The organism is Olleya sp. YS, from assembly GCF_029760915.1.
Classification (GTDB): Bacteria; Bacteroidota; Bacteroidia; order Flavobacteriales; family Flavobacteriaceae; genus Olleya.
This window is the reverse complement of sequence record NZ_CP121685.1, coordinates 1,211,529-1,223,406: the sequence shown is the minus strand read 5'-3', so window position 1 is coordinate 1,223,406 and position 11,878 is coordinate 1,211,529. Positions and strand designations below refer to the sequence as shown.

General features: G+C 33.6%; 11 protein-coding genes. 6 read left to right on the top strand and 5 right to left on the bottom strand.

From position 1 onward, the window contains the following. Complete coding sequence (gene recJ, locus Ollyesu_RS05680; protein ID WP_279302827.1) at positions 1–1,689, bottom strand: single-stranded-DNA-specific exonuclease RecJ; 1,689 nt, start codon at positions 1,687–1,689, stop codon at positions 1–3. 52 nt (positions 1,690–1,741) lie between these two features. After that, positions 1,742–2,164 (bottom strand): OsmC family protein, encoded by a 423-nt coding sequence (locus Ollyesu_RS05675; RefSeq protein WP_279302826.1) that lies wholly within the window; start codon positions 2,162–2,164, stop codon positions 1,742–1,744. 60 nt (positions 2,165–2,224) lie between these two features. Here Ollyesu_RS05675 and Ollyesu_RS05670 point away from each other — a divergent pair, with 60 nt between their 5' ends. Continuing rightward, positions 2,225–2,827 carry a carboxymuconolactone decarboxylase family protein gene (locus tag Ollyesu_RS05670; RefSeq protein WP_279302825.1) on the top strand — a complete coding sequence of 201 codons (603 nt, stop codon included), beginning with the start codon at positions 2,225–2,227 and terminating at the stop codon, positions 2,825–2,827. On the opposite strand, the gene Ollyesu_RS05665 is transcribed toward Ollyesu_RS05670, so the two are convergent. Continuing rightward, positions 2,824–3,402, bottom strand: coding sequence for a uracil-DNA glycosylase family protein (locus Ollyesu_RS05665; RefSeq protein WP_279302824.1), 579 nt, complete (start codon positions 3,400–3,402; stop codon positions 2,824–2,826). The genes Ollyesu_RS05670 and Ollyesu_RS05665 overlap by 4 nt on opposite strands. Beyond that, positions 3,402–4,073, bottom strand: a complete 672-nt coding sequence (gene rsmI, locus Ollyesu_RS05660; protein ID WP_279302823.1) for a 16S rRNA (cytidine(1402)-2'-O)-methyltransferase — start codon at positions 4,071–4,073, stop codon at positions 3,402–3,404. Before rsmI ends, Ollyesu_RS05665 begins: the two co-directional genes overlap by 1 nt. 94 nt (positions 4,074–4,167) lie before the next feature. Here rsmI and Ollyesu_RS05655 point away from each other — a divergent pair, with 94 nt between their 5' ends. Beyond that, positions 4,168–7,563, top strand: coding sequence for a gliding motility-associated C-terminal domain-containing protein (locus Ollyesu_RS05655; RefSeq protein ID WP_279302822.1), 3,396 nt, complete (start codon positions 4,168–4,170; stop codon positions 7,561–7,563). On the opposite strand, the gene Ollyesu_RS05650 is transcribed toward Ollyesu_RS05655, so the two are convergent. Next, positions 7,560–8,291, bottom strand: a complete 732-nt coding sequence (locus tag Ollyesu_RS05650) for a hypothetical protein (protein ID WP_279302821.1) — start codon at positions 8,289–8,291, stop codon at positions 7,560–7,562. The two genes, Ollyesu_RS05655 and Ollyesu_RS05650, sit on opposite strands and share 4 nt — an antisense overlap. A 120-nt stretch (positions 8,292–8,411) precedes the next feature. Between Ollyesu_RS05650 and Ollyesu_RS05645 the strand changes: the two genes are divergently transcribed. The 4 genes from Ollyesu_RS05645 to Ollyesu_RS05630 all read left to right on the top strand — a co-directional run bounded on the left by Ollyesu_RS05645 (position 8,412) and on the right by Ollyesu_RS05630 (position 11,797). Next, on the top strand, positions 8,412–9,059 hold the full coding sequence (locus tag Ollyesu_RS05645) for a thymidine kinase (RefSeq protein ID WP_279302820.1): 648 nt from the start codon (positions 8,412–8,414) through the stop codon (positions 9,057–9,059). After that, positions 9,052–10,158: an alanine racemase gene (gene alr, locus Ollyesu_RS05640; protein ID WP_279302819.1), complete on the top strand. Its 1,107-nt coding sequence runs from the start codon at positions 9,052–9,054 to the stop codon at positions 10,156–10,158. The genes Ollyesu_RS05645 and alr overlap by 8 nt, the downstream gene beginning before the upstream one ends. A gap of 94 nt (positions 10,159–10,252) precedes the next feature. Further along, the gene (gene mscL / locus Ollyesu_RS05635; RefSeq protein WP_279302818.1) at positions 10,253–10,657 is read left to right on the top strand and encodes a large conductance mechanosensitive channel protein MscL; all 405 of its coding nucleotides are present in this window, start codon (positions 10,253–10,255) and stop codon (positions 10,655–10,657) included. Between the two features lie 150 nt (positions 10,658–10,807). Further along, positions 10,808–11,797: an aspartate-semialdehyde dehydrogenase gene (locus Ollyesu_RS05630; RefSeq protein WP_279302817.1), complete on the top strand. Its 990-nt coding sequence runs from the start codon at positions 10,808–10,810 to the stop codon at positions 11,795–11,797. Positions 11,798–11,878 lie beyond the last annotated feature (81 nt).

Sequence of the window (11,878 nt, the reverse complement as noted above, 5' to 3'; positions counted from 1 at the left end):
TTACGCTTTTAAATCTCTAATTTTAAGTTGAAGGGACATATTACCATTCCAATGATTTTCATCTATAGAATACACAGCTCTAAACGGTTTTTTATCTTTTATTAAATTTAGTTTATCACCTAAATTAAAACCAATACAGACAAATTTTTGTCCTCCATTTGTAGCGGTAAATCTTAGATGTTTATCATCTTCTCCTACGCATTTTCCGTAACCTGTATCTTTAAGATTTTTAGTCATAAAAATGGGTGTCATATTACCAGGTCCAAAAGGAGCAAATTGTTTGATGATACGCCAAAACTTATCATCAATTGTACTTAACTCTATTTGGGTGTCTATTTTAATTTCTGGAATTAGTAGGTTTCTATCTATTGTTTTGGAGACTTCATCTTCAAACGCTTGTTTAAAGGCTTCATAGTTTTCTTCTCTAAGTGTTAAGCCTGCTGCGTATTTATGTCCTCCGAATTGCTCGATATGCTCAGAACAAGCCTCTAAAGCGTTATACACGTCAAAACCAGAAACCGATCGTGCAGAAGCTGCTAATTTATCTCCGCTTTTTGTAAAGACTAAAGTAGGTCTGTAATAGGTCTCTATTAACCTAGACGCGACAATACCTATAACTCCTTTATGCCAATTGTCTTGATACACCACAGATGTTAGTCTGTCTTCTTCGTTATTATTTTGGATTTGTTCTAAAGCTTCAATAGTGATGTTTTTATCGGCTTCGCGTCTGTCTGTGTTAAATGCTTCAATTTCTTGAGCATATTTTATTGCAGTTTGTAAATCGGTTTCTGTTAATAAATCCACAGCGTATTGACCATGCTTCATACGTCCAGCTGCATTAATACGAGGTGCAATAATAAAGACTACATCTGTGATGGTTAAGGTCTCTTTTTTAATTTGATTGATAATCGCTTTAAAACCTGCTCTTGGACTTTGATTAACGACTTGTAAACCAAAATAAGCTAATACTCGGTTTTCACCTGTTATTGGAACAATATCTGCTCCAATTGCTGTTGCTACTAAATCTAAATATGGGATTAAATTATCTATGGTTTCATTTGATGTTTCAGCAAGAGCTTGGATGAGTTTAAAACCAACTCCACAACCACATAATTCTTTATAAGGATAGTTACAATCATCTTGTTTTGGGTCTAAAACTGCAACTGCATTAGGAACTTCACTACCTGGTCTGTGGTGATCGCAGATAATAAAATCAATTCTTTTTTCTTTCGCGTAAGCGACTTTATCTATTGCTTTAATACCACAATCTAATGCTATTATTAAGGTGAAATTATTGTCCTGCGCAAAGTCTATTCCTTTATATGAAATACCATAACCTTCGTCATATCTATCTGGTATATACGTGGCTACTTGTGATGTTTTTGTCTTTAAGTACGAAGACAATAATGCAACCGAAGTCGTGCCATCCACATCATAATCGCCATAAACTAAAATATTTTCTCCGCTACTAATAGCTTCCTCTATTCTAGTAACTGCTTTGTCCATATCTTTCATTAAATACGGATTGTGTAAATGGTCTAAACTAGGTCTAAAAAAGGTTTTAGCTTCTTCATACGTTTCAATACCACGTTGTACTAAAAGCGAAGCAATAGACGTATCTACTTGTAAACTATCTGCTAATGTTTTTACAGTTTCAGGATTGGGTTTTGGTTTTAATGTCCAGCGCATGTTGGTTAGTGAATAGTTGAAAATGAAAAGTAAAAATTTTGCTTACTCAAATCTAATTGTTATAAAAGTAAATATTGGTTTTTACCTCAGCAAATTGTCTAAACATGTCCATAACACCACAATACTTTTCAATAGATAATTGCACTGCTCGATTAATTTTTTCTTCGTTTAAATCCTGTCCTGAAAAATGATAGTCTACTGTAACTGTGTGATAGGTTTTGGGATGCTCATCTGTTAGTTCGCCTTCAACTTCAATTTTAAAATCACCAAGTGATACTTTCATTTTTTCTAGTATTGAAACTACGTCTAATCCAGAACAAGCTGCTAGCGAAGATAACATGGTAGCTTTAGGACCTAAAGGTTTGTAAGGGTCATTTTCTTTATCCGACTGACCTAAATTAAATGTATATCCATTAGGATTATCGCTTTCAAAGATTAGGTCTTCTTTCCAAACTGTTGTAATTTTATGCGACATAAATGAAGATTTTTTCGTTTATTTAAAGTAACCAAAAATACCATAAAATAACAACTATTTATGCCATTAGTCACACCATTATCAGCAGAACACGATTTAGAAACTAAAGAATTAGCTACTTTTTTTAATGAAACGCTTGGGTTTTGTCCAAACTCGGTATTAACCATGCAGCGTCGTCCTGCCATTAGTAAAGCGTTTATTAATTTAAATAAAGCAGTTATGGCTAATGAAGGTAAAGTCACTTCTGCTTTAAAACGTATGATTGCTTGGGTGAGTAGTAATGCTACGGGTTGTCGATACTGTCAGGCTCACGCTATTAGAGCTGCAGAACGTTATGGTGCAGAACAAGAACAGTTAGATAATATTTGGGAGTATCGAACACATCCTGCGTTTAACGACGCAGAGCGTGCTGCATTAGATTTTAGTTTAGCTGCTAGTCAAGTTCCAAACGCAGTTAATGCAGACATAAAAAAACGTTTACATGACCATTGGACAGAAGGCGAAATTGTAGAAATGCTAGGTGTTATCTCCTTATTTGGATACCTAAACAGATGGAATGACTCTATGGGAACAACTATGGAAGATGATGCTATTGAAAGCGGTAACCAATATCTTGGAAAACATGGTTTTGAGGTTGGAAAGCATGATGGGTCTCAGTATTAAAGCGTATTTAATATCTCTTTTACTTTTTTCTGTAACTCTGGCACAACCAATTCTTCAAACCAAGGATTTTTGCTTCTCCAAAATCGATTTGTTGGACTTGGATGTGGTATCGGGAAATATTTAGGCAAGTACGTTTTATACTCACTAACTGTTTCGGTTAAAGTCCTTTTAGAAGTTTCTTTTAAGTAATAGTTTTGCGCGTAAGCACCAATTAAAATTATCAATTTAATGTTTGACAATTTTTGTAGTATTACATCATGCCATTCTGGAGCGCATTCTTTTCTTGGTGGCAAATCACCTGTTTTTCCTTTTCCAGGATAACAAAAACCCATTGGTATAATGGCGAAATTGTTGGGATTGTAAAATTGTGTCTCAGTTACATCTAGCCATGCTTTTAGTCGTTTACCTCCTGCATCATCCCATGCTGTTCCAGAGCGATGTGCTACCTGTCCAGGAGCTTGACTAATTAGAATGATTTTTGAATTTATGCTTGCCTCAACTATTGGTTTTGGTCCTAATGGCAAATGCTGCTTGCATAAAATACAATGGGATATTTCTTGTAATAAAGTTTTCATTATTTCTTCCCTCCAACACAAATCACAATCTCACCTTTAGGCGGTTTATTGGTGTAGTGTTTCAATACTTCTTTTGCAGTACCACGTATAGTTTCTTCATATAATTTTGTTAATTCTCTGGATACAGACACTGAACGTTCTTCTCCAAAATATTCGCAGAAATTAGTGAGCGTTTTTATTAGTTTATGCGGACTTTCATAAAAAATAATTGTTCTGGTTTCTTCAGCTAATAGCTTTAATCTAGTTTGACGTCCTTTTTTTACTGGCAAAAAACCTTCAAACACAAACTTATCGTTTGGGAAACCACTATTAACTAATGCAGGTACAAAAGCGGTTGCACCAGGAAGACAATCGACTTCTATTTGATTTTCTATACACGCTCTAGTTAGTAAAAATCCAGGGTCAGAAATGGCAGGTGTACCAGCATCACTAATTAAAGCTATTGTTGTTCCTGCTTGTAGTTTTTGGATCAAGCTGTCAACTGTTTTATGCTCGTTGTGCATATGGTGGCTTTGCATTGGTGTGCCAATCTCATAATGTTTTAATAATTTTCCTGAAGTCCTTGTGTCTTCTGCTAAAATTAAGTCAGTGTCTTTTAAAACTTCTATTGCCCTAAAGGTCATGTCCTTAAGGTTTCCTATAGGTGTTGGAACGATATAAAGTTTGCTCATTATATTTTTGCTTCTAATTCAAATTTACAATCTTTTTAAGATAGTTAAAGCAACCTTTTACTAATTTAGACATCTACTAAGAAACTAACCAACTATGAAAAAAGCATTTTGCTTGCTCCTTTTTTGTGTTTCCTTTTTAATTTCTAAAGCACAAACTACAGATTTATCTATTGTTGTTGCTGCACAAGATTTAACTGGAAGTCCTATTTCTCAAGTAAATATTTATGGAGAGTTTCAGTATATCGTGACGATATTTAATTCTGGGAATGCTGTAAATAATGCTACTTTTTCTCAGGCTATAAACCCATCAATAACTGTACAAAGTTTTATTAGTCAGAATCAAACAGGAGGAGCTAGTGCTGTTTCACCTATTAATTTAACCGGAAACACCTTAGAGGGTACTATTGCCAATCTACCATCCAATAGTAGTGTGCAAGTTAAAATTATTGTTAGAGCATCTTTATCTCCTGGAGGAGTTGCTACCACTGTAACTGTTTTTCCGCCAGACGGAACTACAGATAACGACACTTCTAATAATACGTCTGTTATCTCTATTGATGTAGTTGAAATTCCAATTGATTTTACTGTAGTCTACAACCAAATAAATCCTATTTCTGGCACATCAATAACTGCTTGGAATCAAACCATAACCTATCAATTTACTATTACTAATAATAGTGCTTTTACTTTTCCATTACAAGGTTTTAGAAGTCGGTTTTCAAATTTGTTAAGCACTGTGTTTGGTGTGCCTTTAATACAGTTAAATAGTTTAACTTGTGTTAGTACAACTAACGGAATAATTTGTCCTGATACCTCAGGAATTGGAGGTGTACCAGTTGGGATTAGCTCTTCTCAAAATTTATTTAATTTTTCTAGTCCTATCGAGTTTTCTGCTGGTGGCTCTATTACTTTTGAAATGGAAGTCTTGTTTCTAGAACCTGCGTGTAGCACACAGTTACAACCATTAGAATTGTCTAGTTTAATACAACTGTCTCTATCCCCTTCCAATATTAATCAATCTTCAGACGACTCTAATAGCATAAGTAATATTTTACTTGAAGGCAATTTATGCGCTCAAGCTGATCTTTGTATTTCGACAGTGCAAACTAATCCCAATCCTTTACAGGAAGTTAATTGGAATGAACAAGTGACATTTGTCACAGACATTTGCAATATGGGTCCAGAGGATGCGTATATGCGTTTCTTTCTCCAAAACTTGACTGTAGGTGTAAATTGGCAGATTGTTTCTATCTCTTGTGATGCAACAACAGGACCAATTACTTGTAGTGATTTCACCTTGACAGATCAAGGACAATTTTGGGAAAGTAATGAATTTGTATTACCAGCTAACACCACAATAACTGTTACTACCGTTGTAATTTATTTAGAGTCTGATGACTGTACTACTGTTATACAAGATAATACATTAGCACATGCAAGAAGTGGTGTTAATCTTTTAGAATCTACATTAATAGATCCTGACCTAACCAATGATAATGATAGTGATTTTGTATTATTACCTCCATTACCAGAATGCCAACCTGAGGATATTGTACAACTTTCTGTCACCAAAACACAAATAAATCCTGCTCTTCCTGCTGGATCTAATACGTCAAATACAATTTCTTGGGGAGAAGTTACTTATGAAATTACTGCAACCAATTATAGCGACATCGATTCTGTTACAGAATTGGTCGATTTTGTATCTATTACCACACCAGGAGCATTAGTCTCAGTGACTTGTATTGCCACAACCGGAACAGCAACATGCTATGATATTGTAAATGCTAACATTGGTATGCTACAAGATGGAGTACCTGATGCAGGAGAATTTGATGTATTCTGGCAAATTACACCTGAAGAAAATTGGACGTTACCTGCACAAAGCTCAATAACCTATCAAGTAGTCATTGATTGGCAACCTAATTGCGATATTAATGCAATTAGAGCTAGAAACAGTGTAGAGATTAACAGTATTAGTGATCCAAATGAAGTAAATCTAGGAGATAATACAGACTCTGTAGATACTTTTTTTGCACCATGTGTCGATATTTTAGTGCAAACGTATCCTGAGTTTACATCAGTTGGAGTTAATGATACATTTAATTGGATAGTAGATATTACCAATAGTAATACAAGTTCTAATGCTATTAATATAGATTTTGAAAATGTTTTAGGTCCGCAATTTGCTATAGCAGGAACACCAATTTGTAATGTGGTTTCTGGTACAGCAAGCTGTATGTCTAGTTTTAATATAGATAATGCTACTAATACCATATCAGAAACTATTTTAAACATGGATGCTGCTTCAACCATTCAAATAGTAATTCCAGTAACAGCTCCAAGTTTTGGTGGCGCTTTTACTAATACAGCACAAGCAGTTCCTAATAGTAATGATAATGAAGAATTAACTCCAGATACAAACATCTCTATTAGTAATGTACAAGTTATAGCTCCAACAGTCGAAAAATCATTTTCACCTAATCAAATTATTGTTGGACAACAAAGCATATTAGAATTTACTATTTATAACCTAGCTGGTAATCCAGAACAAACTAATATTAATTTTACAGATAATTTACCAACAGGAGTGACTGTTGCAGGTCCAATAAGTTGGGTAAATGCTAATGGATGTACAGCTATTTTTACAAGTACAATTGGTGGAACAACTATTGGTGTAACTGATCTAACCATTCCAAATGGAGTAGAAAGTTGTACGTTTTCTGTTAACGTTACTTCTTCAGTAGTTGGTGATTATTTAAACAACACTACAAATTTTACAGACCAAAATAATATTGACAGCTCTCAAGCAAGTGCTACCTTAGAAGTATTAGAAGACACCTCTAATGTTGACATAGAAGTTTTAAAATCGGTTACACCAACCGAAGTTTCAATTGGTGATGTAGTCACTTTTACAATAACAGCCACAAATATTGGGACAACAGAAGCTACAAATATTTCTATTTTAGAAAGTTTACCAACTGGATACCAATATATTTCTCAAGCAACCAGTTATGGGACTTATGACACATTAACTTCGTTATGGAGTTTACCAAACTTATTACCAAATCAATCCGAAACATTAGATGTAATTGCTCAAGTCATTTCATCAAATAATTTATTAAATGTTGCAAGTTTAAACAGTGTCTCAGAAGTGGATCGTGATGATACTAATAACGAAGATTATGCAGAAGTTACTGTTGATGGATGTTTACAAATCCCTAGTGGTTTTTCACCAGATAATGATGCTGTAAACGACACTTTTGTTATCCCATGTATAGAAGATTATCCTGAAAATATTCTAAAGATTTATAATAGGTACGGAACTTTAGTTTACCTAAGCAATAATTATATTAATGACTGGAATGGCATACCAAATCAAGGACCAGTAAATCAAAACAAAGTGTTACCAGTTGGTACGTATTATTATGTGTTGACTATAAATAGTATCAAACAACCATTTGTTGGTTATGTGTATTTAAATTATTAATCAAATTTGGCTTCAATAAGTTCCATAAATCTAGCTTCATAATCTTCTTTTCCATCCCAATTATTATAATCTGGTTTAACCACATTTCTAATTAGGTTAGTGGCCTCAGCTAAAGATGCAGTGGTGTTTAGTTGAGATAATACACGGTCATAATCTTCATTTTTACCATCAAACAAGTGCTTGATGAATGCTAATTTATCGTTAAGACCAATAGTTAAGCCTAATTTTAATTTATCGTTTAGCGACTTTTTTTCATTGTTTTCAGACTTAATGACTGGTTCAAAAATTGGCGTTTCTTCAAATCCAGCGGTAATTTCTTCTAAATCGTTTTTATGGTATTCTTTCTTTGGTATAACTTCTTCAATTAAAGCATCTACTTGATGGGTTTCGTTAGGCATTTGCGCCACCATGTCTTTAATTTTTTCCATTACAGGCTCCATAATATCATCCTCTTCAACATCATCCAAATTAATATAGGTTTTATTATCAACTTCAATATTGTCACTAACTTTATTGTTAAATGCCGAGTCCAACATCTCAAAAAATGAGGAGTCGTTCCCTATAGTTGGTAGCTCGCTTTCAAAATTTTCATTCGCAAATTTTAAAACCGTCAATTTTTCATATAATGCAGCAACCTCAGCATGCATTTTATTAACATCATCTTTACCTCCTAATTTTAGAATCCTGTGCGCAATACTCATTAATTCTGATTCTAATTTCTTCTTCATGGATTTATTTTTTTATAATTATTTTGAATTTATTGCAAGTTACCCTTTTGATTTTTAATAAATTTGAGCCACCTTTATACAAAACGTAAACACATTACGTTTTAGTGCTAAATTTACGAAATGTTTCTTGAAAATACTGTAAATCAAAAAGAACAATTTGGATGGATTGAAGTCATCTGCGGATCAATGTTTTCTGGTAAAACAGAAGAATTAATCCGACGATTAAAACGTGCGCAATTTGCAAAACAAAAAGTAGAAATCTTTAAACCAGCAATTGACGTGCGTTATGATGATGAAAAAGTCGTGTCTCATGATGCTAACGAGATAAGATCCACACCTGTTCCTGCTGCTGCGAATATCCCAATTTTAGCAGATGGCTGTGATGTAGTTGGTATTGACGAAGCACAGTTTTTTGACGACGAGATTGTGCGTGTCTGTAACGATTTAGCCAATAAAGGTATTCGCGTTATTGTTGCTGGATTAGATATGGATTTTAAAGGTAACCCTTTTGGGCCAATGCCAAATTTAATGGCTACTGCAGAATATGTTACTAAAGTACACGCTGTTTGTACTAGAACAGGAAACTTAGCGCAATACAGTTTTAGAAAATCTAAAAATGACAGTTTAGTACTATTAGGCGAAACAGAAGAGTACGAACCATTAAGTCGTGCTGCTTATTACAAAGCCACTATGCGTGAAAAAATAAGACAAATGAAAGTGAATGATGCCGAAGAATTAGACGCCAAAACCAAAACATCTAATGGCTAAGGCACAAGAAACTATTTTAGAAATAGATTTAAAAGCACTACAACATAACTTTGAGTTTTTAAAATCTAAACTGTCTACAAACACTAAATTTTTAGCGGTTGTTAAAGCGTTTGCTTATGGTAGTGATGCTATTGAAGTGGCTAAATATCTTCAAGATTTAAACGTCGATTATTTTGCTGTAGCCTATACCTATGAAGGTGTTGCTTTACGTGATGCAGGAATTACAACACCTATTTTAGTGTTACATCCGCAACCCAATAGTTTTGATACTATAATTGAGCGCTGCTTAGAGCCAAGTTTGTATTCGCAACGTGTTTTGGACTTATTTATCGCTTGCGCTGAACAACATAAGCAGAGCAACTATCCAATACATTTAAAGTTTAATACAGGATTAAATAGATTGGGGTTTGCTGAAGAAGACATACAGCAAATAATAAACACATTAGATAAAACGGAAAACATAAAAGTGCGTTCTATATTTTCGCATTTAGCTGAAAGTGAAGAATTAATAGACACAGATTTCACTCTAAAACAAATTAAGCACTTTACAAATAGTTATAAAAAAATATACGAAGCATTAAACTACCAACCATTTCTTCATTTATGTAATACGTCTGGGATTATTAATTACCCTGAAGCCCATTTTGATATGGTTAGAAGCGGAATTGGTCTATACGGTTTTGGTAACGACCCAAAGGTTAATAAACATTTAAAACCAATTGCTACTTTAAAAACTACTATTTCTCAGATACATACTATTCACAAAGGTGAAAGTTTAGGCTATAACAGAGCATTTATAGCAAAACAAGACACGAAAACTGCAACTTTACCCATTGGTCACGCAGATGGTATTAAACGCCAATATGGAAACGGAAATGGATTTGTAACTATTAACAATCAAAAAGCCAGTATTTTAGGAAATGTCTGTATGGATATGATTATGGTGGATACAACCAAAATTAATTGTAAAGAAGGAGACGAGGTTATTGTTTTTGACCAAAATCATACTGCCGAAACTTTAGCAGAAAATGTCAATTCTATCTCCTACGAATTGCTTACAGCAATATCTCAACGTGTAAAACGTGTATTTCGTCGATAATTTGATATTCAATTAGCATAACAATTCTTTTTTGTGTTAAAATTTTAACTAAATTCAACATTATTAATATTAACTAACATTAAAATTTAAAATTATGCTTAAAGAATTTAAGGATTTTATTATGACAGGAAATGTGATTGAATTCGCAGTTGCTGTAATTATGGCTGGAGCATTAGGCCAAGTAATTAATGGATTTGTAAACAACATTGCAATGCCATTTGTAGGATATTTTGCTGGAGGAATGAATTTTGGAGACCTTCACGTTGCAATGGATGGTAAGGAATACGCAACATTAGCTGCTGCTCAAGAAGCTGGAGGTGCTGTTATAGCTTATGGTGCTTGGATAAATACCATCATTAACTTATTAATTGTTGGATTTGTTATGTTCTTAATTGTTAAGGCATACAATAAAACTAAAAAACCTGCTCCAGATGCACCACCAGCTGGACCAACAGATAACGAATTATTAATGGAAATTAGAGACGCTTTAAAAAAGTAATTCTACATTTTTAAATTATCATAAAAACCGGTTTTTTATTTAAAATCGGTTTTTTTTATGCTTATTTTTTAGGAAAAAATTAATGGCTTTTCTAATTATTAGTCAATCAAATGCGCTAATTTTATCCTTTCAAACTTTAAAATACTAAAAATGAAAGTAGCAGTAGTTGGCGCAACTGGAATGGTTGGCGAAGTCATGTTAAAAGTTTTACAAGAAAGGCAATTCCCAATCACAGAATTTATACCTGTAGCTTCAGAGCGTTCTGTAGGTAAATCGATTACTTTTAATAATAGAAATTACACTATTGTAGGCTTGCAAGATGCTGTAAACCAGAAACCTGATATTGCTTTATTTTCCGCAGGAGGAAACACCTCTTTAGAATGGGCTCCTAAATTTGCAGCAGTAGGTACAACGGTTATTGACAATTCTTCAGCATGGAGAATGGATCAAGATAAAAAATTAGTGGTACCAGAAATTAATGCCAATCAATTAACTAAAAACGATAAAATTATTGCTAACCCTAACTGTTCAACTATACAGATGGTAATGGTTTTGGCACCACTTCATAAAAAATATAAGATTAAAAGAATTGTAGTATCTACTTACCAATCTATTTCTGGAACTGGTGTAAAAGCAGTACAGCAACTAGAAAATGAATTAGCTGGAATAAAAGGCGAAATGGCATACCACTATCCTATCTTTAAAAACGCTATTCCACACTGTGATGTGTTTGAAGATAATGGTTACACAAAAGAAGAACTAAAATTAGTGAGAGAAACTCAAAAAATTTTAGATGACAGATCTATTGCTGTAACAGCAACAGCAGTAAGGATTCCAACAGCAGGTGGACACAGTGAAGCTGTAAATATTGAATTTGAAAACGATTTTGATTTAAACGATATTAGAGACATACTAAGTAAAACAGATGGTGTAGTGCTTCAAGACAATGTAGACGTTAATACTTATCCAATGCCTTTATATGCTAACGGTAAAGACGATGTATTTGTTGGAAGAATAAGACGTGACTTGTCACAAGCCAACTCTATAAATATGTGGATTGTTAGTGATAATTTACGTAAAGGAGCTGCCACTAATACGGTACAAATTGCAGAATACTTAATTAAAAACAGCTTAGTTTAGAACTCATAATATTAATTTTATCAAATAAAATAGCTTAAAAAGCACTTGCTGACACTAAACAAGTGCTTTTTTGTTTAAATT

Coding starts and splice junctions, on each gene's coding strand:
- Ollyesu_RS05630 (WP_279302817.1), top strand. CDS start 10,808: ATGAAAGTAGCAGTAGTTGGCGCAACTGGAATGGTTGGCGAAGTCATG.
- mscL (WP_279302818.1), top strand. CDS start 10,253: ATGCTTAAAGAATTTAAGGATTTTATTATGACAGGAAATGTGATTGAA.
- Ollyesu_RS05655 (WP_279302822.1), top strand. CDS start 4,168: ATGAAAAAAGCATTTTGCTTGCTCCTTTTTTGTGTTTCCTTTTTAATT.
- recJ (WP_279302827.1), bottom strand. CDS start 1,689: ATGCGCTGGACATTAAAACCAAAACCCAATCCTGAAACTGTAAAAACA.
- Ollyesu_RS05670 (WP_279302825.1), top strand. CDS start 2,225: ATGCCATTAGTCACACCATTATCAGCAGAACACGATTTAGAAACTAAA.
- Ollyesu_RS05665 (WP_279302824.1), bottom strand. CDS start 3,402: ATGAAAACTTTATTACAAGAAATATCCCATTGTATTTTATGCAAGCAG.
- rsmI (WP_279302823.1), bottom strand. CDS start 4,073: ATGAGCAAACTTTATATCGTTCCAACACCTATAGGAAACCTTAAGGAC.
- Ollyesu_RS05650 (WP_279302821.1), bottom strand. CDS start 8,291: ATGAAGAAGAAATTAGAATCAGAATTAATGAGTATTGCGCACAGGATT.
- alr (WP_279302819.1), top strand. CDS start 9,052: ATGGCTAAGGCACAAGAAACTATTTTAGAAATAGATTTAAAAGCACTA.
- Ollyesu_RS05645 (WP_279302820.1), top strand. CDS start 8,412: ATGTTTCTTGAAAATACTGTAAATCAAAAAGAACAATTTGGATGGATT.
- Ollyesu_RS05675 (WP_279302826.1), bottom strand. CDS start 2,164: ATGTCGCATAAAATTACAACAGTTTGGAAAGAAGACCTAATCTTTGAA.